This window comes from Afipia massiliensis (assembly GCF_001006325.2).
Taxonomy (GTDB): domain Bacteria; phylum Pseudomonadota; class Alphaproteobacteria; order Rhizobiales; family Xanthobacteraceae; genus Afipia; species Afipia massiliensis_A.
This window is the reverse complement of record NZ_LBIA02000001.1, coordinates 728,986-755,037: the sequence shown is the minus strand read 5'-3', so window position 1 is coordinate 755,037 and position 26,052 is coordinate 728,986. Positions and strand designations below refer to the sequence as shown.

At 62.1% G+C, this 26,052-nt stretch carries 24 protein-coding genes and 1 tRNA gene; 13 read left to right on the top strand and 12 right to left on the bottom strand.

What is annotated here, in order from left to right; translation table 11 throughout:
* Positions 1 to 113: 113 nt before the first annotated feature.
* From YH63_RS21570 to YH63_RS03410, 4 genes are all read left to right on the top strand, one after another.
* Positions 114 to 269 carry a hypothetical protein gene (locus tag YH63_RS21570; RefSeq protein ID WP_170978655.1) on the top strand — a complete coding sequence of 52 codons (156 nt, stop codon included), beginning with the start codon at positions 114 to 116 and terminating at the stop codon, positions 267 to 269.
* Between the two features lie 115 nt (positions 270 to 384).
* Positions 385 to 1,629, top strand: a complete 1,245-nt coding sequence (locus YH63_RS03420) for a PLP-dependent aminotransferase family protein (RefSeq protein ID WP_046828819.1) — start codon at positions 385 to 387, stop codon at positions 1,627 to 1,629.
* A 5-nt stretch (positions 1,630 to 1,634) separates the two neighbouring features.
* A complete protein-coding gene (locus YH63_RS03415; protein ID WP_046828820.1) occupies positions 1,635 to 2,186 on the top strand; it encodes an SRPBCC family protein in 552 nt (183 codons plus the stop codon).
* A gap of 66 nt (positions 2,187 to 2,252) precedes the next feature.
* A complete protein-coding gene (locus YH63_RS03410; RefSeq protein WP_046828821.1) occupies positions 2,253 to 2,432 on the top strand; it encodes a hypothetical protein in 180 nt (59 codons plus the stop codon).
* A 6-nt stretch (positions 2,433 to 2,438) separates the two neighbouring features.
* Here YH63_RS03410 and flbD read toward each other — a convergent pair whose 3' ends face one another.
* The 8 genes from flbD to YH63_RS03370 all read right to left on the bottom strand — a co-directional run bounded on the left by flbD (position 2,439) and on the right by YH63_RS03370 (position 10,591).
* Entirely contained in the window at positions 2,439 to 3,818 is a 1,380-nt protein-coding gene (flbD, locus tag YH63_RS03405; protein ID WP_046828822.1) for a sigma-54-dependent transcriptional regulator FlbD, read from the bottom strand.
* 69 nt (positions 3,819 to 3,887) lie between these two features.
* Positions 3,888 to 4,241, bottom strand: a complete 354-nt coding sequence (gene fliN / locus YH63_RS03400; protein ID WP_046828823.1) for a flagellar motor switch protein FliN — start codon at positions 4,239 to 4,241, stop codon at positions 3,888 to 3,890.
* Positions 4,238 to 4,885: a FliH/SctL family protein gene (locus YH63_RS03395; protein WP_046828824.1), complete on the bottom strand. Its 648-nt coding sequence runs from the start codon at positions 4,883 to 4,885 to the stop codon at positions 4,238 to 4,240. Before YH63_RS03395 ends, fliN begins: the two co-directional genes overlap by 4 nt.
* Positions 4,885 to 5,985: a flagellar motor switch protein FliG gene (gene fliG / locus YH63_RS03390; protein WP_046828825.1), complete on the bottom strand. Its 1,101-nt coding sequence runs from the start codon at positions 5,983 to 5,985 to the stop codon at positions 4,885 to 4,887. Before fliG ends, YH63_RS03395 begins: the two co-directional genes overlap by 1 nt.
* A 6-nt stretch (positions 5,986 to 5,991) precedes the next feature.
* A complete protein-coding gene (gene fliF / locus YH63_RS03385; RefSeq protein ID WP_046828826.1) occupies positions 5,992 to 7,596 on the bottom strand; it encodes a flagellar basal-body MS-ring/collar protein FliF in 1,605 nt (534 codons plus the stop codon).
* 184 nt (positions 7,597 to 7,780) lie between these two features.
* On the bottom strand, positions 7,781 to 8,056 hold the full coding sequence (locus tag YH63_RS03380; protein ID WP_002714638.1) for a DUF1153 domain-containing protein: 276 nt from the start codon (positions 8,054 to 8,056) through the stop codon (positions 7,781 to 7,783).
* Positions 8,057 to 8,350: 294 nt separating this feature from the next.
* Positions 8,351 to 9,046 carry a flagellar hook assembly protein FlgD gene (locus YH63_RS03375; RefSeq protein WP_046828827.1) on the bottom strand — a complete coding sequence of 232 codons (696 nt, stop codon included), beginning with the start codon at positions 9,044 to 9,046 and terminating at the stop codon, positions 8,351 to 8,353.
* Positions 9,047 to 9,058: 12 nt separating this feature from the next.
* The gene (locus YH63_RS03370) at positions 9,059 to 10,591 is read right to left on the bottom strand and encodes a flagellar hook-length control protein FliK (protein ID WP_137325106.1); all 1,533 of its coding nucleotides are present in this window, start codon (positions 10,589 to 10,591) and stop codon (positions 9,059 to 9,061) included.
* A gap of 305 nt (positions 10,592 to 10,896) precedes the next feature.
* Here YH63_RS03370 and mnmA point away from each other — a divergent pair, with 305 nt between their 5' ends.
* The 4 genes from mnmA to YH63_RS03350 all read left to right on the top strand — a co-directional run bounded on the left by mnmA (position 10,897) and on the right by YH63_RS03350 (position 13,583).
* On the top strand, positions 10,897 to 12,072 hold the full coding sequence (gene mnmA / locus YH63_RS03365) for a tRNA 2-thiouridine(34) synthase MnmA (RefSeq protein WP_046828829.1): 1,176 nt from the start codon (positions 10,897 to 10,899) through the stop codon (positions 12,070 to 12,072).
* A 137-nt stretch (positions 12,073 to 12,209) separates the two neighbouring features.
* Positions 12,210 to 12,848 carry a class I SAM-dependent methyltransferase gene (locus YH63_RS03360; protein ID WP_046828830.1) on the top strand — a complete coding sequence of 213 codons (639 nt, stop codon included), beginning with the start codon at positions 12,210 to 12,212 and terminating at the stop codon, positions 12,846 to 12,848.
* A gap of 143 nt (positions 12,849 to 12,991) precedes the next feature.
* Positions 12,992 to 13,360 (top strand): hypothetical protein, encoded by a 369-nt coding sequence (locus YH63_RS03355; RefSeq protein ID WP_046829782.1) that lies wholly within the window; start codon positions 12,992 to 12,994, stop codon positions 13,358 to 13,360.
* 146 nt (positions 13,361 to 13,506) lie between these two features.
* Positions 13,507 to 13,583, top strand: a tRNA-Met gene (locus tag YH63_RS03350).
* Positions 13,584 to 13,746: 163 nt separating this feature from the next.
* On the opposite strand, the gene prpB is transcribed toward YH63_RS03350, so the two are convergent.
* Genes prpB through YH63_RS03330 form a run of 4 tightly spaced genes read right to left on the bottom strand, consistent with a single transcriptional unit; the run spans position 13,747 to position 17,859 of the window.
* On the bottom strand, positions 13,747 to 14,667 hold the full coding sequence (gene prpB, locus YH63_RS03345) for a methylisocitrate lyase (RefSeq protein WP_046828831.1): 921 nt from the start codon (positions 14,665 to 14,667) through the stop codon (positions 13,747 to 13,749).
* 23 nt (positions 14,668 to 14,690) lie between these two features.
* Positions 14,691 to 15,860 (bottom strand): bifunctional 2-methylcitrate synthase/citrate synthase, encoded by a 1,170-nt coding sequence (prpC, locus tag YH63_RS03340; RefSeq protein ID WP_046829783.1) that lies wholly within the window; start codon positions 15,858 to 15,860, stop codon positions 14,691 to 14,693.
* A 13-nt stretch (positions 15,861 to 15,873) separates the two neighbouring features.
* Positions 15,874 to 17,418 carry an MmgE/PrpD family protein gene (locus YH63_RS03335; RefSeq protein ID WP_046828832.1) on the bottom strand — a complete coding sequence of 515 codons (1,545 nt, stop codon included), beginning with the start codon at positions 17,416 to 17,418 and terminating at the stop codon, positions 15,874 to 15,876.
* A 15-nt stretch (positions 17,419 to 17,433) separates the two neighbouring features.
* The gene (locus YH63_RS03330) at positions 17,434 to 17,859 is read right to left on the bottom strand and encodes an acyl-CoA thioesterase (protein ID WP_046828833.1); all 426 of its coding nucleotides are present in this window, start codon (positions 17,857 to 17,859) and stop codon (positions 17,434 to 17,436) included.
* Between the two features lie 140 nt (positions 17,860 to 17,999).
* Between YH63_RS03330 and YH63_RS03325 the strand changes: the two genes are divergently transcribed.
* The 5 genes from YH63_RS03325 (at position 18,000) to YH63_RS03300 (ending at position 26,052) form a co-directional block, all read left to right on the top strand.
* Positions 18,000 to 19,436, top strand: a complete 1,437-nt coding sequence (locus YH63_RS03325; RefSeq protein ID WP_046828834.1) for a short-chain fatty acyl-CoA regulator family protein — start codon at positions 18,000 to 18,002, stop codon at positions 19,434 to 19,436.
* A 96-nt stretch (positions 19,437 to 19,532) separates the two neighbouring features.
* On the top strand, positions 19,533 to 20,063 hold the full coding sequence (locus tag YH63_RS21565) for a hypothetical protein (protein ID WP_170978654.1): 531 nt from the start codon (positions 19,533 to 19,535) through the stop codon (positions 20,061 to 20,063).
* 223 nt (positions 20,064 to 20,286) lie between these two features.
* Positions 20,287 to 21,675, top strand: a complete 1,389-nt coding sequence (locus YH63_RS03310; RefSeq protein ID WP_046828835.1) for a sigma-54-dependent transcriptional regulator — start codon at positions 20,287 to 20,289, stop codon at positions 21,673 to 21,675.
* Positions 21,668 to 23,692, top strand: a complete 2,025-nt coding sequence (locus tag YH63_RS03305) for a sensor histidine kinase (RefSeq protein ID WP_046828836.1) — start codon at positions 21,668 to 21,670, stop codon at positions 23,690 to 23,692. Before YH63_RS03310 ends, YH63_RS03305 begins: the two co-directional genes overlap by 8 nt.
* A gap of 413 nt (positions 23,693 to 24,105) precedes the next feature.
* Positions 24,106 to 26,052 carry an AMP-dependent synthetase/ligase gene (locus YH63_RS03300; RefSeq protein WP_046829784.1) on the top strand — a complete coding sequence of 649 codons (1,947 nt, stop codon included), beginning with the start codon at positions 24,106 to 24,108 and terminating at the stop codon, positions 26,050 to 26,052.

Sequence of the window (26,052 nt, the reverse complement as noted above, 5' to 3'; positions counted from 1 at the left end):
CTCTCACGATAGATTCTACCCCCTCACCCCAACCCTCTCCCCACGGGAGAGGGGGCCGATCGACCGTGTCGCGACATGCAGGCAGAATCGATGATGAAGTGGAACGACCCGCGATGATCGTCCTCAAGCGCATTGCCGTCGTCGCCGTGGTCGTGTTCATCGCCGTGGCGGTCGGCCTGTCCGCATATAACGTCTATCTGCGTCTCACGGCGGGCGATGGTCCGCCGCCGATCATCTACGAGCGTTCCGACCGGCCATCCCGCGCCTGACCGTGCGGCGCGATGCCGGTTGCGTCACGGCAGCCCGTTTCTGTAAGTTGGCCTGCGCAACGCCGGCGATGAGGGTGTCCCTCATGCAAACAACAATAAACGGGGAGACACCGCGATGACTGCTGCTTCAGGCGCGTTCGATTTCACGCCGCTGCTGGCCAAGGGACTGCCGCCTGCGGCCGCGAAATGGAACGGCTTTCCGAAGTACAATTTCGTCGGCGGCAACAACGATGCCGATCAGGTCCCGGTGGACCGGCTGCTGGCGGCGTCGACTGCGGTGCTGACGCGGGAAGGCGCGACGCTTGCCACCTACGGCCTCAACAGCGGGCCGCTGGGCTATCGTCCGCTGCGCGAATTTCTCGTCGGCAAGCTGAAGCGCGATGCGGGCATCACCTGCACCGCCGATGAAATCCTCATCACGTCGGGCTCGCTGCAAGGTCTCGATCTGGTCAACGGTCTGCTCACGTCGCCGGGCGACACCGTGCTGATCGAGCAGGAATGCTATCAGGGATCGATCACGCGGCTGGTGCGGCGCGGAGTCAATATCGTCGGCATTCCGCTCGACGGCGACGGGATGCGGGTCGATGCGGTGGCGTCCGCGCTCGCGGATTTGAAGGCGAAGGGCATTCGGCCGAAATACATCTACACCATCCCGACGGTGCAGAATCCGACCGGCACGATCATGAGCGAACAGCGCCGCGCCGAACTGCTGAAGCTGTCGGAAGACTACGGCGTGCCGATTTTCGAGGACGATTGCTACGCGGACCTGATCTGGAACGGCCAGCGTCCGCCGGCGCTCTATGCCATGAGCAAGGCGGGCGGCGTCATCCACATCGGCTCGTTCTCCAAGTCGGTCGCGCCGGCCCTGCGTGTCGGTTACATCGTGGCACCGTGGGAGGTGCTGTCGCGCATTCTGCCGATCAAAACGGATGCGGGCTCCGGCGCGCTGGAGCAAATGGTGCTGGCGGAATTCTGCACCGCGCATTTCAACGACCACGTGCCGAAGCTGGCGCGCGGGCTCCGGCTGAAACTCGAGGCGATGATGGAAGCGCTGGCCGAACAGTTCGGCACCGCGGCGGAATTCGACGATCCGCCGGGCGGAATCTTTCTCTGGGTCAAGCTGCCGGACAATGTCGATACGCTGAAGCTGTATCAGGCGGCGCTGGCGTCAGGCATCGCGATTAATCCGGGAACGGAATGGTCCGTCAACGCCGCGCACAGCAAGAGCCGGCTGCGGCTGTGTTTCGCCAGTCCGTCAGTGCAGGAAATCCGCGACGGCGTCGCCGCGCTGGCCGAGGTCTGCCGCAAGGAGTTCGGCGTACCCAGCCGCAGCGCGAATGTCGAGCGGGCTAAGGGCTAATTGCCATGATGCAGAAGATTTTCATCGGCCTGATCGCCACCATCGGCTCGTTCCTCGCATTGGTCCTGCTGCAACCGTCCGACTATCGTGTCTCGCGAAGCATGGTGATGTCCGCGCCCGCGTCGGAAGTTTTCGCGCAGATCGATGATTTCCATCGCTGGCAGGCATGGTCGCCGTGGGCGAAGCGCGATCCGGCGGCGAAGGCATCGTTCGCCGGACCCGCAAGCGGCAAGGGCGCGGTGTTCGCATGGTCGGGCAACAACGAGGTGGGCGAGGGGCGCATGACGCTGACCGAAAGCCGTCCCGCTGAGGCCGTGAAGATCAAGACCGATTTCGTGAAGCCGTTTGTTGGCACCAGCTACTCGGATTTTTCGTTGAAGCCCGAAGGCGGCGGCACGGCCGTATCCTGGACGATTTCCGGCCAGCACGATTTCATTGCCAAGGCGATTGGCCTGTTCGTCAGCATGGACAAGGTTCTGGGTGGCGAGATGGAAAAGGGGCTCGCCAGCATGAAGCAACTGGTGGAAGCGGACACGAAAAAGCCGGCGCAAAACTAGGTTCTCGCCCGCCTCCGCGTCGTCCCGCGCGAAAGCGGGATCCATAAGCCTCATTTAAGAATCGTCATGGCCGGGCTTGACCCGGCCATCCACGTCATTGCGAGCGAAGCGAAGCAATCCAGAAACAACAAGCAAGACTGGATTGCTTCGTCGCAACTGCTCCTCGCAATGACGGTTTGTGATTTCTGCTGTGTCAAAAACGTAGATGGCCGGGACAAGCCCGGCCATGACGTAAATTCGATGTGAGGTATTCTAAGCCGCTGCTGCGGCACTCCGCACTTCACCCGAACCCGGCGGCGGGATCGGCTGGCCGTCGTCGGCGTATTCGTTGAGCTTGTTGCGCAGCGTGCGGATCGAGATGCCGAGAATGTTCGCCGCATGGGTGCGGTTGCCGAGGCAATGCTTTAACGTCTCGAGGATCAGATCGCGTTCGACATCGGCCACGGTGCGGCCGACCAGCGCGCGCGTGACCTGTTCGGCGGCGAAGGTCGCATGCGCTACGGCGGGCGGCGTCCTGGTGAGATCGAGGCGGTCGCCGTCCGGCGAGAGAATGGCATCGGCGCCGATTTCATCGCCGCTCGCCATCAGCACTGCGCGGTGCATGGTGTTTTCAAGCTCGCGGACGTTGCCCTGCCAGCGGTTGGTGGTGAGCACGCGCCGCGCGTCCGGCGAAATCGGCCGCAGCGGCACGCCGTTGGCGTCGGCATATTTCTTGGCGAAATGCTGCGCCAGTTCGAGAATGTCGGCCGGACGGTCGCGCAGCGCCGGGATTTTCAGGTTCACGACGTTCAAACGAAACAGCAGGTCTTCGCGGAAAGTGCCTGCCTTCACCGCGTCGGCGAGGTTGCGGTTCGAGGTCGCGATGATGCGGATGTCCACCGGAACGGGACGGGTGCCGCCGACGCGGTCGATCACGCGTTCCTGAATCGCGCGCAGCAACTTCGATTGCAGCCGCACGTCCATTTCCGAGACTTCGTCCAGCAGCAGTGTGCCGCCGGTGGCTTCCTCGAATTTGCCGATGCGCCGCGCAATCGCGCCGGTGAACGAGCCCTTCTCGTGGCCGAACAGTTCGGACTCCAGAAGATGCTCCGGGATTGCGGCGCAGTTGATCGAGATGAACGGCTTCCGGGCGCGGTTTGAGCGGGTGTGGACGTAGCGCGCCAGCACTTCCTTGCCGGTGCCGGATTCGCCGGTGATCATCACCGAGGCGTCGGAGCCTGCGATCTGTTGCGCCAGCTTCACAACCTTGGCCATGGCATCGTCGCGATAGATCAGGTCGCGCGAGTCGTTGGCGACGGCGGCCAGCACTGCCGCGATCAGTTCCGGATCAGGCGGCAGCGGGATGTATTCCTTGGCGCCGGCGTGAATGGCGGCGACCGCGGCGCGTGCATCGGTGGTGATGCCGCAGGCGACGATGGGCACATGGATGTGTTCGGCTTCCAGCCGGATCACCAGATCGCGGATGTCGAGGGCGACGTCGACCAGCAGCAGGTCGGCACCCTTGCCGCCGCGCACCACGCGCATCGCCTGCTCGCTGTCCTCGGCGTGGGTCACCGTCGCGCCATTGTCCATGGCGATCTTGGTGGCGGTGGTGAGCTGGCCCTTGAGGGTGCCAACGATGAGAAGCCGCATGGTGGTCTCCTGTTATTCTGTCTTGTCAGTTACCCTGGCCATTTCCGGCTCCGGGTTGCCGCGTTGGATTTAGGAACGTTCCGCCTTGATGATTTCCGTCATGGTGACGCCGAGCTTGTCCTCGACGAGGACGACTTCACCGCGCGCCACCAGCCGGTTGTTGACGTAGATGTCGATCGCCTCGCCGACACGACGGTCCAGTTCGAGCACGGTGCCGGGTCCGAGTTTCAGCAGTTCGGAGACATCCATCTTGGAGCGGCCGAGCACGGCCGAGACCTGAACCGGAACGTCGAAGACGGCTTCGAGGTCGGACGCGATACGTCCGACATAGTCGTTATCGTCGAACAGGGACTGATCGTCCGGCATCAGCGCATCGGCGGCGTTGAGATCGGGAAGCGGGACGTTGGTGTCTGTGTCGCTCATGGTCGGTCCTCATGGCCGGGAATCCCGGCCTGATTGCGGGACGCCAGATAGCGCCCGACGAGTTCGTTGATCTTCGCTTCGATGGTGGAGCGGTCGAGCGTGACGCCGCCGTCGGCCCATTCGATCTTGCAGTCGCCGGTGGCGATCTCCGGCTCGGCCAGGATCACGAGCTTGCCCTCGAATCCGCTGCGCTTGGCGAGCTGTTCGATCTGCGCGCGCGCGGCGTCGTAGAGGGCGTCGTTGATGCGCACCACGATGTGCGGGGTCGAGGTCAGGTGCCGGAAGCAATCGCTGACCAGCGCCATCATCTCGGTGAGCGGCTCGGCCGCGACCAGTTCGGTGCAGATCTTGCGGGCGACCGCGAGCGCGACGTCGACCGCCTCGGTTTCCATCCGCTCCTCGATGGTCGAGAAGCGGCTGGCGATGGCCCTGATCGAAATTCCGATTTCCTCCAGCGCCAGCGCGGCGCGCCGGTCGCTCTCGGCCCTGGCTTCGTTCCGCGCGGCATCGAAACCGGCGCGATAGGCACGCGCTTCCGCCTCCGCGATCTGCTGCGCGACCTCGATGGCGCTCGCGGCGCGCTCCTTGGCGACGTCCGGCGCCGCGAAGTCGTGATCGAACAGAAATTTTGCGGGTGCGCCCATCAGTACACCAGTTCGTCGTCAGCGCGGTTTTTCTGCAGCATGATTTCGCCCTTGGCCGCGAGATCCTTGGCGAGATTGACCAGCAATGCCTGCGCCTCGTCGACGTCGCGCAGCCGCACCGGACCGGCCGCCGCCATGTCGTCCAGCAGCATCTTGGCGGCGCGGCTCGACATGTTGCCCATGAAGAAGTCGCGCACGGTCTCGTTGGCGCCCTTCAGCGCGATGCCCAGCTTGTCCTTGTCGACGTGACGCATCAGCGTCTGGGCCGAACCGGCATCGAGCTTGACGAGGTCGTCGAAGGTGAACATCAGCGCCTTGATGCGCTCGGCCGCCTCGCGGTTGTCTTCTTCCAGCGAGGTGATGAAACGGGTTTCGGTCTGGCGGTCGAAGTTGTTGAAGATTTCCGCCATCACTTCATGAGCGTCGCGGCGGCGGGTCTGCGACAGGTTCGACATGAATTCGACGCGCAGGGTCTGCTCGACGCGCTCGATGACTTCTTTCTGCACCGCTTCCATCTTCAGCATGCGGTTGACGACGTCGAGCGCCATGTCCTCGGGCAGAATTGCCAGAACGCGCGCGGCATGCTCGGACTTCAGCTTCGACAGCACGACCGCGATGGTCTGCGGATATTCGTTCTTGAGATAGTTGGCGAGAACCTCTTCCTGCACGTTGGAGAGCTTCTCCCACATGTTGCGCCCAGCGGGGCCGCGGATCTCGTCCATGATGCCGTTGACGCGATCCGAAGGCAGGTACTGCTGCAGCAGCCGCTCGGTGGCGTCGAACGTGCCCATCAGCGCGCCGGACGCCGACATCCGCGACACGAATTCGAGCATCAGGTCTTCGACCACGTCGGCCTCGACGGTGCCGAGCGACGACATCACGACCGACAGCTCGCGCACCTCGTCATCGTCCAGCATCGACCAGACCTTGCCGCCATACTGTTCGCCGAGCGCCAGCATCATGATGGCGGCGCGCTTCGGACCCGACATCGGCTTGGTCTTGGCGCGGCCGTTCTGACGGCTGGCCAGCGTGGCGACGACACCCGCGATGTCGTTGGTGTTCTGGTTGTTGTTATTGGTGAGCGCGGGTGCGTTTGCCATGTCGGATCAAGCCGGTTCTGAAAGCCACTGACGGATGATGGTGGCGGTCTCGTTGGGGTTGCGGTCGGCAAGCTCGCCGACGCGGTGCACGGACTGGGCGTGGACCTGGCCCTGCACCTGGGCGACGTCGATCATCGAGGTCGCGGCGATCTGCGGCTGGACTGGCTGCGGCGCAACCTCGGGCAATGCCGGGAGCGGTGCGGCGATCGCTGCGGCCGGATCGGCCGCCAGCACGCGCTTGAGCAGCGGGCGCACCACCATGAACACGACGATGATGCCGAGGATCAGCATCACGCCGAGCTCGACGAAGTACATGATGTCGTCCTTGGTGAACTGGAACATGCCGAGGAAGCCCTTCGGCGCGTCGGTCGGGATCACCGACGGCACGTCGGCGAACCGCAGGTTCACGATCTCGACCTGGTCGCCGCGCTTCTGGTCGAAGCCGATGGCGGAACGGACCAGCGTGGCGATGCGGTCGAGGTCTTCCTTCGCGCGGGCGGCGTAGACGACCTCGCCCTTGTCGTTCTTGCTGTAGCTGCCGTCGACCAGCACGGCGACCGAGATGCGGTTGACGCGTCCGGCCTCGGTCACTTCGGTCTTGGTGACGCGGGAAATCTCGTAATTGTTGATTTCCTCGCTCTTCTTGCTCTGGTCTTTCGCGGTGGCCCCGCCGCCCTGGCCCTGAGCGCCGGGCAATTCGTTGTTGACGGTGACCTGACCGTCATTGGCATTGGCGGTCGCGGCGGATTCTTCACGCGACTGGCTGGAGCGCAGCACGCGGCCTTCCGGATCGAACTTGTCCGAGGTCTGGGTGACCTTGTTGTAGTCGAAGTCGGCGGTGAGCTGGACGCGGGCCCGGCCGGAGCCGACCACCGAGGACACGATGGTCTCGACCTGGTCGCGCATGCGCTTTTCGAACGACGCACGCCGCTCGTCGCCGCTGCCGCCGTCGGCCGCGCCGTCGCCGGCCGCGCCGTTGGCCAGCAACTGACCGCTTTCGTCGACGATGGAGACGCGCTGCGCCTTCATGCCGTTGACGGCGGAGGCGACGATATGACGGATGGCGCGGACCTGTTGCGGCTCGAGCGCGCCGCGGACTCGCAGCACGATGGAGGCCGATGGCTCCGGGGTTTCGCGCGAGAACAGCGGCCGTTCCGGCAGAACCAGATGCACCCGCGCCGCCTGGATGCGGTCGATGGCCTTGATGGTGCGGGCCAGTTCGCCTTCGAGGGCGCGCAGATGATTGATGTTCTGGACGAAGCTGGTGGAGCCGAGCGCGTCGGACTTGTCGAAAATCTCGTAACCGATGCCGCCGCCCTTGGGCAGACCGCCTTCAGCGAGCTTCATGCGCAGCCGGGTGATCTTGTCCTTCGGCACCTGGATCACGGCGCCTTCGTTCTTCATCTCGTAGGGAATGCCCTGGCGTTCCAGATCCTTGATGATCGCTGAGGAGTCTTCATAGCTGAGGTCGGTGAACAGGGTGGCCATCGGCGGCGTGGTGACCCGCATGATGACGAAGCCGAAGAAACCAATGAGCGCCAGCGTTACGGCGGCCATAGCCGCCATCCGCGCCGCGCCCAGACCTTTCAGGAAGGAAAACAGACCCTGCAACGAACCAGCCCCACAGATTCGGTGCCACGCACCGACTGGGCAGAATTTGCCTATCTATGGTTTCAATATGGTTAACGCCGGTTAACGGCTGAGGAGAAAAAGAGGAAATGACGAAAGCCAGCTTCCCGTGAGGGAGCTGGTTTTCGGAAAATTGCAATGAAAAGGGGGCGCGAGCGCCGGAAACTTACTGGCGGTACTGCTGGATGCGGGTGGTGCGCAATCCGGCCAGACCGTGCTGGTCGATGGAGAACTGCCAGGACAGGAATTCGTCAACCGTCAGGGTGTAACGGCTGCAGGCTTCCTCAAGAGAGAGGAGACCACCGCGTACGGCAGCCACAACCTCGGCCTTACGGCGGATGACCCACCGTTTGGTACCGGGCGCAGGTAGATCCGCGATCGTCAGCGGACTGCCATCTGGCCCGATGACGTACTTCACCCTCGGGCGGTGGGGTTCTGTCATGGTGTACTCACAAACTCGAAACAACTGAACTCGTGGGAACAACCTACCCCCGGCGGCTTAAAATTTACCTAAACCCAAGCCTCCAATACGATTCTCCTTCGATCTGCCCAAAACGGGACAGGCCGGTTCCGTGAGGGACCGGCCTACAGGATGCAGAAATGAGCTGTCACGAAAGGAATCCGCACCGTCATTGCGAGCGAAGCGAAGCAATCCAGAGCGACAAGAAGAGACTGGATTGCTTCGTCGCTTTGCTCCTCGCAATGACGAACAACTTTCAGGCTGGTGCCAGCCGCATCAGCTCGATGCGGGAGGCCGCACGACGCGCTTGATCTGTTCGAGCGTGTAGTTCTTGCCGCCGATCGACAGCAGCGCCGGGCTCGCGGTGAGATCGACGGAATCAACAGTGCCCTGAACTTCGGTGGAGATCGCGACGTCCTTGTCGTTGCTGTCCTTCGCCGTGACCGTCATCTTGTAGTCGCCGGCCGGCCACTTGGTGCCGTCGGCGCCCTTGCCGTCCCAGACGAAACTGGAATTGCCGGAGCCGATGGCGAAGCTGCCGGTGTAGGCGGTCTGGCCCGCTGAATTGGTGATGGTAATGGTCGCGCTCGAGTTCGACGGCGCGCTGAAATTCCAGGTGGCGTTGCCGTCGAAATGCGCGGTGCTGCCGTCAACCGCCACGGTCTGGCCGACGAACACCAGCGCCTGGGTCGATTGCGCGGTCTTCTCGATCTTGACCAGCGCTTCGAGCTGGCTGTTCGACTTCAATTGCTGTTCGACCTGCGCGAACTGCACAAGCTGCTGGGTGAACTGGTTGGTATCCAGCGGGTCCATCGGATTCTGGTTCTGCAGCTGGGTGGTCAGCAGCATCAGGAAGGATTGAAAATTATCCGCGATGCCGGTGCTGCTGCCGCTCGTCGAACTCGAGCCGGAAGAGTTGTTTGTCGTGATGTCCGATGTCGGTATCGGCGCTGTGGTTGCATCAACCGCCATGATGATCTCTCCTCAGATCCTGATATCGACGCCGCTGCTCGCTCCGAGCATGCGGCCGTAGGTTCGCCCAGCGACCTGCGCGGGCACGGTGTCTTCTTCGGCGATGACAACGCGCTGGGAATTGCGGCCCGAGCCGTTGTCGCTATCGCGGCCGGACGATGACTGGTCGCGCAGGCTGAACTGCAATCCCGAGTCGCCGGTCTTCAAGCCGGCGTCTTCCAGTGCCTGCTGAAGCCTCGGCGCATCGTTACGCAGCATGTCCAGCGTCGCCGGACGCTCCACCGTCAGATGCGAGGTGACGTTGCCGTGCTTGTCGACGTCGAGGCGCACATCGATGCGGCCCAGCTCGGCGGGATCGAGACGGATGTCGAAACGGCTGTTGCCGCCGGCCGCGCGCAGCGCGATGTCCGCCGCGAGACCGTTCAGCGGCACCGGCGCACTGTCCGCGAGCGCGGTATTCGCCGTCGGCACCGCGATCGCGGTCAGATTGGCGGCATGGGTCTGGATCGGTTGCGGCTGAATGCCGGTGGGAGGCAGCAAGCCCGGATCGGTCAGCAGCGTCTGTTGCGGCGTGGGAGCCGTGGCGTTGTGTTCGGCTTGCGGCGCAGTCTTGCCGGCATGCTTCTCGGTGTCGGCCTTGCCGGATTCCGCAGTTGCCTGCTGGTGCTGCGCCGGCTTGTCGTCGGTGTTCGCCGCGCCGGTTTCCGGTTTGATGGCCTGATCCGATACCGGCTTGGCCGACGGATCGGCGGCCAGCTTGCTGTCCTTGCCGTCCTTGGCGGGTGCGGCCTCGCCATCCTTCGCGGTGACTTCGGTCTTGCCGCTGTCGGACTTGATGACGGTCGCAGCAACGGAGATCGTCGCGGCGGCGGTTTCCGGCGCGGTGGTTTCAACCGCCGGAGTTGTCACGGCGGTTGTGACGGTCGCGCCGGTGGTGTCGGGTTTTGCAGTGCCGGGCGTTTGCGCCGCCGACGGATCGACAGGCGTGGTGACGGCGGAGGCACTTGCGATAGCGGCTGTTGCCGCAACGGTTGTTGCTGTTGCTGTCTCGTCGCCCGTTGCAACTGGCGCTGCCGCCGCGGCGATCACGACCGCGACGGGATCGGTCACGATGGCTGGAATCACCGGCGTCACAGCGGCCACGGCTGCGTCGCTCTCAGCGCTGCCATCCTGCGGCTTGTCTTCGGTTTTGGAGTCGCCAGACGCGGCTTTGGTCTTGTCCGTGGATGTGTTGCCGGTTGCATCGGCTGGTGCGGATGACTGGGCATCCTGCTTTGCCGTGCCGGACTCTTTATTAGACGATGATGTGGAAGCATCGGCCTGCGGCCGGTCGTTGTTCTGCGCGGGTGCGTTGGTTCCGTGCGTATCACGGCGCGGCGCATCCGGTGCCGGGCGAGCCGGACGGTCTGTCTCGGAGGCCGCCGCGGCATTGCTGTCCACCAGTGCGGCAAAATCGTCCGACGGCGGCTGATCGGCGCGCGCCTGTCTGGCCTGCGGGTCATAGGCGGGCTTGGATACGGCTGGTTCCGGGGTAACGCTGAACACGGGCGGCCTTTCAGATTGATTGCTTCATCTGTTCAGCAAGGACCGGGCCACCAGGAGAATATTAAAAATATAAGTAATTTCAATAACTTAAGTAAATCTATGGGAGCCGGCATGGGGCGCGGGGCCGGGGGCTTTCTGCCCGGCGGCAAGAATTTCCCCCTCAAAAAGGGGCGGGTTTCATTGGAATAGATCAAGGCGGGCCGCGATTGCCTCAGCTACGGTCGGACTATAGATAAAGAGCACCTGAAATGACCGGTTGCGGGCGACCAAAGTGGTTCCCGGCAACAGCAAGATCGGCCTCACTCATGCTCAACAGCCTCGACCTCGAAGGTCGCCCGGAAGACACCCGGGTCGTTGTCGCCATGTCCGGCGGCGTCGATTCCTCGGCGACGGCTGCGCTGCTGAAGGCCGAAGGCTATGACGTGGTCGGCATCACGCTGCAGCTTTACGACCATGGCGCGGCGACCCACCGCAAGGGCGCGTGCTGCGCCGGTCAGGATATTCACGACGCGCGCGATGTCGCGGCGCGTCTCGGCATTCCGCATTACGTGCTGGACTATGAGAGCCGCTTTCGCGAGTCGGTGATCGAGAGCTTCGCCGAGAGCTACGTGCACGGCGAGACGCCTGTGCCGTGCATCGAGTGCAACCGTTCGATCAAGTTTCGCGATCTGCTTGCGACCGCGCGCGAACTCGGCGCCAAGGCGCTCGCCACCGGACATTACGTCGCGTCGCGCCGCCAGCCGGATGGATCGCGCGCGCTGGTGTGCGCCGCGGATGCCGACCGCGACCAGAGCTACTTCCTGTTCGCGACGACGCAGGACCAACTCGCCGATGTACGCTTCCCGCTCGGCGACATGACCAAGGCGCAGACCCGCGAACTGGCGCGCCGGTTCGGACTGTCGGTTGCGGACAAGCACGACAGCCAGGACATCTGCTTCGTGCCGACCGGCCGCTATACCGACGTGATCGAACGGCTGAAGCCGAAGGCGATGGAGCCCGGCGACATCGTCGATCTCAACGGCCGTGTGCTCGGCCGCCATCAGGGCATCGTCGGTTTCACCGTCGGCCAGCGCCGTGGCCTCGGCATCGCGGCAAGCGCGCCGCTTTATGTCGTGCATCTCGACGCGGAGACGCGCCGCGTCGTGGTTGGACCGCGCGAGGCGCTGAACGTGCGCAAGATCATGCTGCGCGACGTCAACTGGATCGGCGACGGCGAACTCGACCGCGCGATCGGCGAGGGCCTCGAACTGTTCGTCAAGGTGCGCTCCACCCGTCCGCCGCAGCCGGCCTGGCTGCGCCGTGTCGGCGGGACTTACGAGGTCGAACTGGTCGATGGCGAGGAAGGCGTTTCGCCGGGACAGGCCTGCGTGTTCTACGATGCGCCTGCCGGACAGGCCCGCGTTCTCGGCGGCGGCTTCATCAGCGCTGCGCCGCGCATGGTCCAGCCCGCGCCGGGGCTGCGCGAAGCCCTTGCCGGATAGCATGATCCCGAAAAGTGGACACCGGTTTTCGGATTAGATCATGCTGGCCAAAATGCTTCTGATCCTCCAAGAATGGTGAGATTTTCGGCGCGGATCGTGCCGGAACAATAACAAGTATTGCGTAACAGGGCGGGGACATGACCAACGACATCGATCGGGCCGGAGTAGCGAAAGCCTATGCCGCGTGGGCGCCGGTTTACGACATGGTGTTCGGCAAGGTTTTTGACGAAGGCCGCAAGTCGACCATCGCTCTGGCAGATGCGATCGGTGGATGTGTGCTCGACGTCGGCGTCGGCACCGGACTGTCGCTGTCGGATTATTCGCGCAGCACCAGGCTGCATGGCGTGGATATTTCCGAACCGATGCTGCGCAAGGCGCAGGAGCGCGTGCGCGCGCAGAACCTTACCAACGTCGAAACCCTGTCGGTGATGGACGCAAAGAATCTCGCGTTTCCGGACGAGGCGTTCGATGCGGTGGTGGCGCAATATGTGATCACCGCTGTGCCCGATCCGGAAGCGACGCTCGACGATTTCATGCGCGTGCTGAAGCCGGGCGGCGAACTTATTCTGGTCAACCACATCGGCGCGGAAAGCGGTCCGCGCAAAGTCTTCGAGATGTGCTTCGCGCCGCTGGCGCGCAGGCTGGGCTGGCGTCCGGAATTCCCGTGGGAGCGGCTGGTGAACTGGGCTTTGAGGCATGGCGGCGTCACGCTGGTCGAGCGCCGCCCGATGCCGCCGATGGGACACTTTTCGCTGATCCGTTATCGCAAGGGCTGACAGCGCTCGCCACGCGCGTTTGCCTTGCTGGTTCGGCATGATCTGATCTGAAAACCGGCTCCCACCCTCGGGTCAAACCCGAGGGCATGCCTTGCGGGATCATGCCGCCGGGAACATCCGCGCCGCTGTGCCGTTTCCCCACCATGACAATGAAACTCCCGATAGCGATGAGTGCTGCGCTGGTGCTGCTGCCTGCTGTGAGTTTCGCGCAGGCGCCGCCGGCGCCATCGACGCCGCAGGCGCAAACCGCGCCGCCCAATCCCGCTCGTGCGGCAACGAACTGCGTGCCGACCGAGGCGGTTCCGCGTGAAGGGACTATCGCCCCGCGCGGCACCACGACCGGCCGCGCCCCGGAATCGCTGGGTGACAGGCTGGCGAAATCCGACGGCGTGCTGTGTCCTCCGCCCGGCGTCGATCCCGAAATGCATGCCCCGACCCCGCAGGGCGGAGCGATGAAGGTGATTCCGCCGCCCGGCAGCCCCGGCGGCGATCTCTCGGTGCGGCCAAAGTGAGGTTTTTAGGCCTCGCGAAGCGCTCTACGCGGCTAATTGCGTGTGAAAAACCAATAAGATGGGAGAGGGCGCGGTCATTGCTTGACAGGCATTTGGGTGACTTCTTATATGCCGCCGTTCGCGACCGCGAAGGTGGTTCGAACTGTGGCGAGGTAGCTCAGCTGGTTAGAGCACGGGAATCATAATCCTGGGGTCGGGGGTTCGAGTCCCTCTCTCGCTACCAAGACCCGTCAGCCCCAAAAAGCCTTTCATTTCAAGCAGCTCGCCGAACAGGGCTTCGAGGCTGCTGTGCGACATCCCACGTGGCCGCTGATTGGTTCTACGCGCAAGCTGTGATGGAATGTCATCCAATCAAGATCTATTGAAAGTTTATACAGCCAACTCAGTTACCGCTGCGGCATGCTCTCCGGAACAATGGTCTGGACAATCGAAGCATCCAGCGCTTCGTACTCATGAAGGCCGATCATGTCGTAGAGTTCGGCGCGGGTCTGCATCCGGTCCACAGCCTTGTGGGTGCCGCCGTCGCGGGCAATGGCCGCATAGAGTTCCTGCTGGGCCTTGTTGGCGACGCGCAGCGACGACACCGGCCAGATCACCATCCGGTAGCCCATCTCCTGAAATTCGGCTGCCGTGAAGAACGGCGTTTTGCCGAATTCGGTCATGTTCGCCAACAACGGCACGCCGGGCATGCGCTTTGCAAACGCGCGAAACATCTCGGCAGTGTTCAGCGCCTCGGGGAAAATCGCATCGGCGCCGGCCTCCATGTAGAGCTTCGCGCGCGCCACCGCACCGTCCAACCCCTCGCTCGCGGCCGCGTCGGTGCGCGCGATGATGACCAGATCGCGGCGCGCTTTCGCGGCAGCGGCGACCTTCGCAGCCATATCGTGGGCGTCAGCAAGTTTCTTGTCGTTCAGGTGTCCGCATTTCTTGGGCAGGAGCTGGTCCTCGAGATGCACCGCGCCAGCGCCCGCTTCCTCGAAGGTCCGCACCATGTGCATGACGTTGAGCGCCTCGCCGTAACCGGTGTCGCCATCGACCAGCAGCGGCAGGCCTGATGCGCGCACGATCTGGCGGACGAAAAACGCGACTTCATCCACCGTGATGACGCCAAGATCCGGCAGGCCCATTGAGGCCGTCATCGCCGCGCCGGACAGATACAGCGCCTCGAAGCCTGCGGCTTTCGCCTGAAGAGCCGCCATACCATTATGAGCGCCCGGCAGCCGGAGTATTTCCGGACGCTGCAGCAATGCGCGGAAGCGGCGACCCGCGCTTTCGGCGGGAAGATCGGAGGCAACGAGATAAGGCATATAGGATTTCCTTAGGATGGCCGTCAGGCGGCCCGGACCGAAGAGGGCGCCTTGCCCCGTTCGTCGAGCGGCACGAATGTCAGATTTTCCGGACCGACATAATTCGCCGACGGCCGGATGATCTTGTTGTCGATGCGCTGTTCGATCACATGTGCGGCCCAGCCGGACGTCCGCGAAATCACAAACAGCGGCGTGAACATCGCGGTCGGAACACCCATGGCGTGATAGGACACCGCGCTGAACCAGTCGAGATTGGCGAACATCTTCTTGGTCTCCGCCATCACGGCCTCGATCCGGTCCGCGATCTCGAACATCCTCATGCTGCCGCCCTCGATGCTGAGACGCCGCGCGACCTCCTTGATGACCTTGTTGCGCGGATCGGCAATCGTATAGACGGGATGCCCGAATCCGATCACAACCTCTTTGGCCTCCACGCGGCGGCGGATGTCCGCCTCTGCCTGATCCGCGCTGTCGTAACGTTTCTGAATCTCGAACGCGACCTCGTTGGCGCCGCCGTGCTTGGGTCCGCGCAGCGCGCCGATGGCGCCGCTGATCGCCGAATACATGTCCGAGCCGGTGCCTGCGATCGAACGGGCGGTAAACGTCGAGGCGTTGAACTCATGCTCGGCGTAAAGAATGAGCGAGGTGTGCATCGCGCGCTCATGCGACGCCGAGGGCTTTCTGCCATGGAGCAGGTGCAGGAAGTGCGCGCCGATGGAATCGTCATCGGTCTCGACCTCGATGCGGCGGCCGTGATGGGCGTAGTGATGCCAGTACAGCAGCATCGACCCGAGCGACGCCATCAGCCGATCCGCGATATCCCGCGCGCCAGGCTGACCGTGGTCGTGCACCTCCGGCAGGATGCAGCCCAGCGCCGAGACGCCGGTTCGCATCACATCCATTGGATGCGCCGCGGCGGGCAGCAGTTCGAGACTGCGCAGCACCGCCACCGGAAGGCCGCGCAGGGACTTCAGCTTGGCCTTGTAGTTGCGCAGTTCCGATACGGTCGGCAGGCTGCCGTGAACCAGCAGATGCGCGATCTCCTCGAACTCGCAGGTCTCGGCGACGTCAAGAATGTCGTAACCGCGATAATGCAGATCGTTGCCGGTGCGGCCCACGGTGCACAGCGCGGTGTTGCCGGCGACCACGCCGGACAGCGCCACCGATTTTTTGGGAGCAGGTTTCACGTCCATCGCATGGTCCTCCTTACCGGGCGGCTGCGCGCTTTGCCGGCGCATCGTGGTGCCAATCGAAGATGCCGTGCGTCGTGCGGCTGCCGAGCAGTTTCGCATCGACGGTGAATGTGAGGTCGGTCAGTTCATCCGCCTTCAGCGACGTCAGCCGCTCCACCGTGGCGATGAAGCGATCCTGTTCCGACGGCGCAATGATGCCGTCCGAGAGCGTGCGGAATTTCTTGATGTAGTCCGGCCGTTTGAAGGGCCGCGCGCCAAGCGGATGCGCGTCGGCCACCGCGAGTTCGTCGCTGACGACCGAGCCGCCTTTCAGCGTAACGACGACGCGGCCGCCGAAGGCTTTTTCTTTCGGATCGTGGCTGTGATAGCGGCGCGTCCATTCCGGATCTTCCACCGTGGAGATCTTGTGCCACAGCGCCACGGTCCTCTCGCGGTTGGCGCGTTCCGGCGCGTAGGATTTCTCGTGATGCCAGCCGCCGTCCTCGAGCGCGACGGCGAAGATGTACATGATGGAGTGGTCGAGGGTTTCGCGGCTCGCCTTCGGGTCCATCTTCTGCGGATCGTTGGCGCCGGTTCCGATCACGTAGTGGGTGTGGTGGCTGGTGTGGATGACGATGCTTTCCACCTTCGACAGGTCGCCGATCTTCGGACCCATGCGCCGCGCCAGATCGATCAGCGCCTGGCTCTGATATTCGGCGGAATGCTCCTTGGTGTAAGTGTCGAGGATCGCACGCTTCGGCTCGCCTTTCTCAGGCAGCGGCACGATGTATTGCGCCTTCGAGCCGCTCAGCAGATACGCGATGAAGCCATCTTCACCTTCCCACGCCGGCGATGGTGCGCCTTCGCCGCGCAGCACGCGGTCGACAGCTTCGATCGCCATCTTCCCTGCGAAGGCCGGCGCATAAGCCTTCCAGCTCGAGATTTCGCCCTTGCGTGACTGGCGCGTCGTGGTGGTGACATGCAGCGCCTGCTGCACCGCCTGATAGATCGTCTCGGTCGGCAGGTTCAGCAGAGTGCCGATGCCCGCGGCGGCCGACGGGCCGAGATGCGCGATGTGATCGATCTTGTGCTCGTGCAGGCAAATGCCCTTCACCAGATCGACCTGAATCTCGTATCCCGTCGCGAGGCCGCGAACGAGATCCGCGCCGGACAGTCCGCAGTGCTGCGCGACGGCGAGGATCGGCGGAATGTTGTCGCCGGGGTGCGAGTAATCGGCCGCGAGGAAGGTGTCGTGGAAATCCAGTTCACGCACAGCCACGCCGTTGGCCCACGCGGCCCATTCCGGCGAGATACGCTGACTCTTGTTGAGGCCAAACACTGTCGCGCCCGGCTGGAATGGGTGCGCCTCCGCCTGCGCCCGCGCGCTCGCGACCGGACGGCGCGCCACTGAAGCCGCTGCGACCGCAGCGTTGTCAATGATGCGGTTGCCGATCATCTCGACCACCTCGGTCTCGACCGCCACCGGATCGGATGCGACCTCAGCGATCTTCCAGGCGAGCTGATCGGCGCGATTGAGCGGTTCTGCGGACTTGTAGGTGCGAACGGTATGCTGCTTCACGGTTGTCTTCCCTGTTCAGGTCAGTTGATGTTTCAGATTGAGTGGAGCGCTTTGCGCGATGGCGACCGGCCGGCCGTGCTCGTTGACGGCAACCATCTCGAAATTTCCGCGGGTCACGACATCGCGTTGCCCGCTGGCGAGATTTTCGCGGATCATCTCCACCGACACCGTCATTGAGCTACGGCCCTCGCGCTCGACGCGGGCGACGATCTCGATCAACTCGCCGACGGGGATCGGCTGGTGGAATTCGATCTTGTCGGATGTCGCCATCACCACGTTGCAGCGGGCATGCCGCGCGGCGGCGACGAATGCGGCCTTACCCATCAGGTTCAGCGCATTGCCGCCGAACAGTGTGCCGTAGTGATTGGACAGGCCGGGAAACACCATTTCGACGAAACGGGTTTCCTGGGCTGGCTCGGCGGCTTTTGCAGATAATTGCATCGGGAGCGCTCCGGACGGCTTGTTATTCCGTCAGAACTTCGCAATATCTGCATAGCGAAGTGCTTGAAAATACCTGAAATAGCGAAGTTTTGCGAAGGTTCGTGGTCGAGTTTGCAAAGTCTGCAAAGTGAGGCTGTCCAATGAAAAAGACTTTCATGGGCGTGCGGCTGAAACGGCTTCGCGAGGAGCGGCGGCTGACGCAGGCGGCGCTCGCCGCCAAGCTCGGCATTTCGCTGAGCTACCTGAATCAACTGGAGAACAACCAGCGGCCGCTGACGCTGCCGGTGCTGCTCGCGCTGAACTCCGCCTTCGGTCTGGACGTGCAGTCGTTTTCTGATGATGACGAGGCGCGGTTGATTGCCGATCTGCGCGAGGCGCTGGCCGATCCGGCGCTCGGCGAGACCATTGCGACAGCCGACTTGCGCGAACTTGCGCTGAACATGCCGGCGGTGGGGCGCGCGCTGGTGACGCTGAATCGCAAATACCGTTTAGCCACTGAACAAAGTGCGGCACTGTCCGCGCGGCTCGGCGAGGACCGTCAGGCGGCGTCCGCGATCCTGCCATCGACGCCGTTCGAAGAGGTGCGCGATTTTTTCTACGCGCACAACAATCACATTCCGGAACTGGACGAGGCAGCCGAAGCCATCGCCATGCGGATGAAATTTCCCATCGGGCAGATGGCGCCAGCGCTCGCCGCCTATCTCGAAAGCCGTCACGGCGTCAAAGCAGTGTTCGACACGTTCGACGAACTGCCATCCGGGACGCAACGGAAATTCGATGCGCGCGCGAAGGTCATGCGATTGTCGCGGCGTTTGCGGCCCGGCCAGCAGGCTTTTCAGTTCGCCACACAGATCGCCATCCTGGAGTTCGACAACGAGTTGCGCTCGATCATCGACAAGGCCGGCTTCACCAATGACGACGCGCGAGGGTTGGCTCGCATCGGCCTTGCCAATTATTTCGCCGGCGCGATGGTTTTGCCTTACACGGTATTTCTGAGCGAAGCGGAGCGCTGGCGCTATGACATCGAATTGCTGGGGCATCGTTTCGGTGTCGGGTTCGAGACCGTCTGCCACCGGTTGAGCGCGCTGCAGCGGCCAAATGCGCGCGGCATCCCCTTTTTCTTCATCCGGGTCGATCGTGCGGGAAATATCTCAAAGCGGCAATCCGCAACCGACTTCCATTTCTCCCGTGTCGGCGGAACCTGCCCATTGTGGAACGTCTACGAGGCGTTTGCGAATCCGGGTCGCGTCCTGACGCAACTGGCGCGAATGCCGGACGAGCGGACATATCTATGGATCGCACGGACCGTGTCGCACGGGCAGGGCGGCTATGGCGCGCCCGCGAAGACATTCGCCGTAGCGCTGGGCTGCGATGTGCGTCACGCCGAACGCATCGTCTACTCACAGGGGTTGAATATCGATCCGGCGGTGGCGACGCCGATCGGCATGGGCTGCAAGGTCTGCGAGCGGCTGGATTGTCCGCAGCGGGCGTTTCCGCCAATCGGGCGCGCGTTGAACATCGACGAATCGCGATCGCATTTCGCGCCCTATGCGACGTCTGCACCGATCGCACAATGACAAGGTTATTGAGCGCTGGCTCACGATTTTTCCAGTTCTTGGAGATTCTCTAAACATCCACGGTTGTAGAAGGGCTTAGGGATCGGCGAAATCCTGGTGCGTGAGGGACAGCGCGTCATCATGGGCGATGTGGTCAAGCGGCTCGATGCGACGCAGACCCGGGCGAATCTCGCCATTGTCACCAAGCGGCTCGATGAGTTCGCTGCGCGGCGAGCGAGACTTGAAGCGGAGCGCGACGAGGCGGAGAGGATTTCATTTCCATCTGAATTGACCAGACGCATAAGTGATCCTGTCATCGCACAACTCATGGCGGGTGAGCGCAAGCTGTTTGAACTTCGCCGCGAGGCTCGCCTGGGCAAGAAGGCGCAGCTTCGGGAGCGCGTCGTGCAATACGAGAAAGAGGTGCGCGGTCTGGTTGCCCAGGAAGACGCGAAGGTGCGGGGCATCGCCCTGATTGAGCGCGAGCTCAAAGGTGTTCGTGAGCTTTGGGAGAAGGGACTTGTCTCCATCCAGCGTATGATGGCGCTGGAACGCGAAGGCACCAATCTCGACGGTGAGCGCACGGTGATTTCTTATCTCGTAAAGCCGCTGAAGGATCAGATCAATCGCGCATTCAGAGAGGAGTAGCGAGGCAGCGCTTCTGGAACTGCAACTCGCTGAGCACGACTGGCTGATCACCTTAAGCGTCTGACGTCTTTCGCTGCGTTGCAGCAGGATAGCCGCCGCGTTCATCGGTGAAGTCAGACTTTCGGATAGTTTGGGAAGGGGCGCGTGGCTCTCGTACGATTGTGTTGTTGACAAAAGATTGAACAGGCGATCCGTTTGGTGCCGTGGGCTCGGGGGGATTTGCGTGGGAGCGGAAACGGCGCGGAAGGGTCATGAGCCTCTGGGCGATCCGGAATTCGGTCCGTGGCTCGCGCAGGCCTCGATTTTGATCGTCGACGACGAGCCGGGTATGCGCAATTTTCTTGTGCGCACGCTCGGGCCACGCTGCAAGCGCATCGAGGAAGCTGCTGATACCGAAGAGGCATCCCGCAAACTCGACGCCAATCACTTCGATGTCGTGATCCTGGACAATATCATGCCCGGCCGGAACGGAGTCGACTGGCTCTCCGAGCAGCGCACGATTGGCTTCTTTTCCGATGCCATTCTCATGACGGCCTATGCCGATCTTGAGACGGCAATCCGGGCCTTGCAGGCCGGGGCTGTGGATTTCGTGTTGAAGCCCTTTCGCTCCAACCAGATTCTGAACGCGGTTGCGCGATGTCTGGACCGGGTCAGACTTCAACGCGAAAACTACGTTCTGCGCTACGAGCTTCGATCGACGTCGGACCATGTACTGCTGCGCGACAGATTGATTGGCAATTCGTCGACGATTCAGCGTGTGCGCGATACGCTGGCGCGTGTGGCGCGACTGCCAACATCGGTTCTGCTGACGGGCCAGTCCGGGACGGGGAAGGAAGTGGCAGCGCGTTCGATTCACTCGCTCTCGGACCGCGCCGAGAAGCCGTTTGTCCCCGTGAACTGCGCGGCTATCCCTCATGACATGGTGGAGACTGAGTTCTTTGGACATGTCAAAGGCGCCTTCACTGGCGCGGAAACGGTGCGGGAGGGGCTTTTCACGTACGCCAAGGGCGGCACGCTATTTCTTGACGAGGTCGGCGAACTCCCGCCGGCGATGCAGAGCAAGTTGCTGCGTGTTCTGGAGGATCGGCGCGTGCGTCCTGTGGGTTCGGAGCGCGAGGTGCCTGTCGACCTGAGGTTTGTCTTCGCCACCAACGCGGAACTTGAAAAGGAAGTCGATAAGGGGCGTTTTCGGGCCGATCTCTTCTTTCGCATCAACGTGATGCAAATTCGCCTGCCTCCTCTCAAGGATCGCGAGGACGACGTACAGGAACTCGCAACGCTGTTCATGGGCAAGCTCTCGCAGCAACTTGGCATGCCGCCGGTCCCCATCGATGATTCTGTTCGCGCGGCGCTCGCCCGCTACGATTGGCCCGGCAATGTCCGCGAACTGCGGAATCTGATTGAGCGCACCTTGATCCTCGGAATGTTTCCCGACGATTTTGGAGGGCAGGTCCAGACCGAAAGCGCTGCAACCGACAGTCTCGCCGATATGGAGCAACGCCATATCCTCGCGGTTCTGAGGGAGACCGGCGGAAACAAGGACGAAGCAGCTCGCAGGCTGGGTGTTTCACGCAAGACAATCGATCGCAAAGCTGCGTTGTGGAATGTCTAAGCGGGCGGTCAGTCTCGTGTCGAAGATTACGGGCCGATCCGTTCGCTTCCGGCTCCTCGCCATCGCATTGTTGCCGATGCTGGTCATTCTGCCGCTTTTGCTGGGCGTCGCTATCGCGAGATGGAATGAGCAGTTCAACGCAACGCTGATCTCGAAGGTCAATGGCGATCTCACCATCGCTCATCAGTATCTGGCCCGAATTCTCGAGTATACGGGCGAGCATATAAAGGCGCTTGGCCAGTCCGCCCAGTTTCGCGATGTCGTCAGCAAGGAAGAGAAGACGGCGCTGACTGAACTGCTCGAGGTAAGACGCGTCGCGCTCCGTCTGGATTTTCTTTATCTCACGGATCGCGATGGCAATATCGTCGCTTCTGCTCCTGAATTCGAATCTCCGAACATCAGAAAAAACTGGCCGGTTGTTTCATCCGCTCTCAACGGATCTCCGTCAACCGCGATTGACATCTTCACAAGTGAGGAACTTGGCGCAATCGCACCCGGATTGACGTGGCGGGCGAAGCTCGAACTGGTGGAAACCCCGAACGCCGTCCCGACCGATCGTGTCGTGGAAACGCGGGGCATGCTGGTTCATTCGGCGAGCCCGGTCTCGCTTGGGGCACAACGGCCGGCAGCGCTCGTCGGGGGGCTGCTTCTAAACACAAATCTGGAGTTTATCGATACGATCAACGATCTGGTCTATCGCGCCGCCAGCCTTCCGGAGGGAAGCCAGGGAACGGCCACGCTGTTCCTGGACGATGTGCGCGTGACCACCAATGTCCGTCTGTTCGAAGGGCGCCGCGCACTCGGAACGCGCGTATCCAGCGTCGTGCGGTCCGCCGTACTCGATCAGGGCAAGGTGTGGCTGGATAGGGCCTTCGTCGTAAACGATTGGTACATATCGGCATACGAGCCGATCGTTGACAGCTATGGCAAGCGGGTCGGAATGCTCTATGTCGGTTTTCTGGAAAAGCCGTTTACGCAAGCCAGGTACGCGATCCTGTTAACGATCCTGCTTGTGTTCCTCGTCATGACAGCCGCGAGCGTGCCGATTTTTCTTCGCTGGGCGCGGGCAATCTTCAAGCCGCTCGAGCGGATGACCGATACGATCTCGAAAGTCGAAAGTGGAGATCTCGGAGCGCGCACGGACATTCCGGTGGCCAATGATGAAATTGGAAGGGTCGCGCTCCATCTCGACAATTTGCTTGATCAGTTACAGGAGCGCGACCGCGCGCTGCGCAAATGGAACGAGGAACTCAATACACGCGTCGATGAACGCACACGAGAACTCCAGCTTGCAAATCGGCAGCTTGAGGCGACGACCAAGCAGTTGATTGTCTCTGAAAAGCTCGCCACGATCGGTGAGATCACTGCCGGCGTCGCGCACGAAATCAATAACCCGGTTGCCGTCATGCAAGGAAATCTGGATGTTGTTCGCAATTTGATGGGAGATAAGGCGGACATTGCCCGGACGGAGTTTCGGTTGCTCGATGAGCAGATTCACCGCATTAGCCAGATCGTGACAAAGCTGCTGCAATTTGCGAAGCCGGAAGAGTACGCAGGCTATGTTGAGCGTCACGCCGCGGACAATGTGATTTCCGACTGTTTACCTCTCGTGCGACATCTGCTCAACAAGGCGGAAATCGAAGTTTCCAGAAGCGATCACGCGACCCGTTTTGTCCTTATGAATCGCACTGAATTGCAGCAGGTCATTGTCAATCTTGTTGTCAATGCCATCCACGCCATGCCCGACGGTGGCGTCCTCACGCTGCGTTCTGCAGACATGGATATGGATGGTAAGCCAGGTCTTTCAATTGAAGTGTCCGACACCGGCATCGGGATGAGTTCCGACGTCATGCAGAAAGTCTTCGATCCCTTCTTCACCACCAAGCGGCAGCAGGGAACGGGTCTTGGTCTTTCCATCAGCCAGAAGCTGGTGACACGGCAGGGCGGCAAGATCTCTGCGGAGAGCGAGCCGGGACGCGGGACGACGTTCACAATCTGGCTGCCCGAAGCAGCTTGAGCGGGCGAGGACAAATTGTCCTTGGCGTTTCAGCCAATTTGTCCGGATTGATTTTCATGCATTGCGGTAAGCTGTTGTTTTGCCTCACGCGCTCAACTGGCACAAACGTTGCTGTCTAGTTGGGTGGCTGAAGGGGAGGGAGCTCCGTCACGGATAAGGATCGGCATCGATCGATCCACTGTGTCGGATGAATGAGGTCGTACCTCGTGACGGTTCTGCCGTGCGCTGGTTTGTGATCTTGTTCTGTGGCGCACGCTGGTCGCGGCGCTTCTGCGTCGAAACAACCCGACATTTCAGTTGCAACTCTTCAGGCGCTTCGGCGCGTCTGGAATGGTTGCGCGGCTCTGCTCGTATCGGATGCGAACGGCATTCCGGGCGGGATGAACGACAGGCTGGAATCGGGGCAGAAGCGAATGACAACTGACAAAGCCGGAAAAGATACTTTCCCGAAATTGCTCCTTCACAATTCCATGGTGCGCGGCGAGCTTCCGGCCATCCGCGAGAAAAGCCGGGGTATCTGGCGCACCACCACATGGCGCGACCTGTCTGACGAGGTGAAAGCGCTGGCGGCGGCGCTGTCCGCGCGAGGACTGGAGCGCGGCGCGCACGTCGCGCTGGTCGGTGATAATCGGCCCCGTCTGTATGCCGCAATGTGTGCCGCCCAGTGGCTGGGTGCCGTCGCTGTGCCGCTTTATCAAGACGCGACTGCCGAAGAACTGGTGCTTCCGATTCAGCGGGCGGAAATCACCCATGTATTTGCGGAAAATCAGGAGCAGGTCGACAAGCTGCTCGAAATCCTGCCTCGCTGTCCGACCATCCGCTGCATTGTCTATGACAAAGACCGCGGCATGCGACATTACAAGTGGGAGCAGGTTATCAGCTATTCCGCGCTCCTGCAGCAGGGGCGTGAACTCGCATCTTCGAAGTCTGACTTCCTGCAGGCCGAAGCCGAACGCGGTGCCGGCCAGGATGCGGCATTTCTGTTCTTCACCTCCGGCACGACGGGGCCTGCAAAAGGCGTTGTTCTCACGCACGCGTCGCTGATTGATCGCGCGAGTGTCGCGGCCGCAGCGGACGGGCTGACCGACAGCGACGTGGCGATGGCCTACCTGCCGCCGGGTTGGATCGGCCAGTGCCTGTTCAGCTACGTTCAGCCGATGGTGGTGGGTTACTGCGTTTGTTGCCCCGAATCCTCGGACACCATGCTCGCCGATATGCGCGAAGTCGGGCCTAGCTGCTTCTTGGCGACGCCCCGCGTGCTTGAGGCTTTGCTGACCCAGTTTTCTATTCGCATTGAAGAGGCGGGCGGTCTCAATCAAGCGCTGTATCGCCGCGGTATGGTTGCCGCGCGGCGCATTGCAGAACGCGAACTGGCTGGCGAAGCGGTGTCGGTCACCGATCGCCTCGGTGCGCCCGTGTGGGGCCTTCTGCTGTATGGCCCGCTTCGCGACATGCTCGGGATGAGCAGGATGCGGGTGGCCTACACCGCCGGTGACGCCGTTTCGCCCGATCTTCTGATGTTCTTCCGCTCTTTGGGGATCAACCTGAAGCAGCTCTATGGTTCAACCGAAACTGGCTTCTTTGTCGCCATGCAGCGCAACGGGAAGGTCAAGCTGGATACGGTTGGTCCAGCTACCGAGGGCGTCGAACTGAAGTTCACGGCGGAGCGCGAAATTCTGGTGCGCTCACCCGGCCTGTTCAAGGAGTACCACCGAGATCCCGAGAAGACGGCGCAGGCCAGGAACGGTGAAGGCTGGTTTTACACCGGCGATGCCGGCTACATCGATGGTGACGGCCATCTGCGGATCATCGACCGTATGAAGGACGTCGGCGTGTTGAAAGACGGCACGCCTGTCGCGCCAAAGGATCTCGAGAACAAGCTCAAGTTTTTTCCTTACATCAAGGAAGCTGTCGCGCTCGGCAACGGCCGCGACAAAGTTTGCGCGCTCATCGACATTGATCCGACAGCGGTCAGTCGGTGGGCCGACAGACAGGAAATTTCCTACACCGGTCATGCCGACCTTGCGTCGCGCGACGAGGTATACGGCCTGATCGCCAACGCTATCGCCGACGTGAATGCCGCTTTGGCGCGCGATCCGGCGCAGGCGAAAACCCAGATCCAGCGCTTCGCGATTCTGTCGAAAGAACTCGACGCCGACGATGGTGTGCTGACACGGACCGGTAAATTGCGCCGCGATGTCATTGCTCAGCGTTACGGACCCGTCGTGGACGCCATGTACGGCGGTCAATCGGAGGTTCGGCTCGATATCGGAAGCGATCACGCGGGCGAAGAGACAGCCGAGTTGAAAATTCGCGATGTGAAGGTTGTTGGGTCTGCGCAAGTGAATAGGGCTGCTTGA

Bases quoted from the DNA above. Each gene is read 5' to 3' on its own strand.
- YH63_RS21570 (WP_170978655.1), top strand. From the start codon at position 114: ATGATCGTCCTCAAGCGCATTGCCGTCGTCGCCGTGGTCGTGTTCATC.
- YH63_RS03420 (WP_046828819.1), top strand. From the start codon at position 385: ATGACTGCTGCTTCAGGCGCGTTCGATTTCACGCCGCTGCTGGCCAAG.
- YH63_RS03415 (WP_046828820.1), top strand. From the start codon at position 1,635: ATGATGCAGAAGATTTTCATCGGCCTGATCGCCACCATCGGCTCGTTC.
- YH63_RS03410 (WP_046828821.1), top strand. From the start codon at position 2,253: ATGGCCGGGCTTGACCCGGCCATCCACGTCATTGCGAGCGAAGCGAAG.
- flbD (WP_046828822.1), bottom strand. From the start codon at position 3,818: ATGCGGCTTCTCATCGTTGGCACCCTCAAGGGCCAGCTCACCACCGCC.
- fliN (WP_046828823.1), bottom strand. From the start codon at position 4,241: ATGAGCGACACAGACACCAACGTCCCGCTTCCCGATCTCAACGCCGCC.
- YH63_RS03395 (WP_046828824.1), bottom strand. From the start codon at position 4,885: ATGGGCGCACCCGCAAAATTTCTGTTCGATCACGACTTCGCGGCGCCG.
- fliG (WP_046828825.1), bottom strand. From the start codon at position 5,985: ATGGCAAACGCACCCGCGCTCACCAATAACAACAACCAGAACACCAAC.
- YH63_RS03380 (WP_002714638.1), bottom strand. From the start codon at position 8,056: ATGACAGAACCCCACCGCCCGAGGGTGAAGTACGTCATCGGGCCAGAT.
- YH63_RS03375 (WP_046828827.1), bottom strand. From the start codon at position 9,046: ATGGCGGTTGATGCAACCACAGCGCCGATACCGACATCGGACATCACG.
- mnmA (WP_046828829.1), top strand. From the start codon at position 10,897: ATGCTCAACAGCCTCGACCTCGAAGGTCGCCCGGAAGACACCCGGGTC.
- YH63_RS03360 (WP_046828830.1), top strand. From the start codon at position 12,210: ATGACCAACGACATCGATCGGGCCGGAGTAGCGAAAGCCTATGCCGCG.
- YH63_RS03355 (WP_046829782.1), top strand. From the start codon at position 12,992: ATGACAATGAAACTCCCGATAGCGATGAGTGCTGCGCTGGTGCTGCTG.
- prpB (WP_046828831.1), bottom strand. From the start codon at position 14,667: ATGCCTTATCTCGTTGCCTCCGATCTTCCCGCCGAAAGCGCGGGTCGC.
- prpC (WP_046829783.1), bottom strand. From the start codon at position 15,860: ATGGACGTGAAACCTGCTCCCAAAAAATCGGTGGCGCTGTCCGGCGTG.
- YH63_RS03330 (WP_046828833.1), bottom strand. From the start codon at position 17,859: ATGCAATTATCTGCAAAAGCCGCCGAGCCAGCCCAGGAAACCCGTTTC.
- YH63_RS03325 (WP_046828834.1), top strand. From the start codon at position 18,000: ATGAAAAAGACTTTCATGGGCGTGCGGCTGAAACGGCTTCGCGAGGAG.
- YH63_RS03305 (WP_046828836.1), top strand. From the start codon at position 21,668: ATGTCTAAGCGGGCGGTCAGTCTCGTGTCGAAGATTACGGGCCGATCC.
- YH63_RS03300 (WP_046829784.1), top strand. From the start codon at position 24,106: ATGACAACTGACAAAGCCGGAAAAGATACTTTCCCGAAATTGCTCCTT.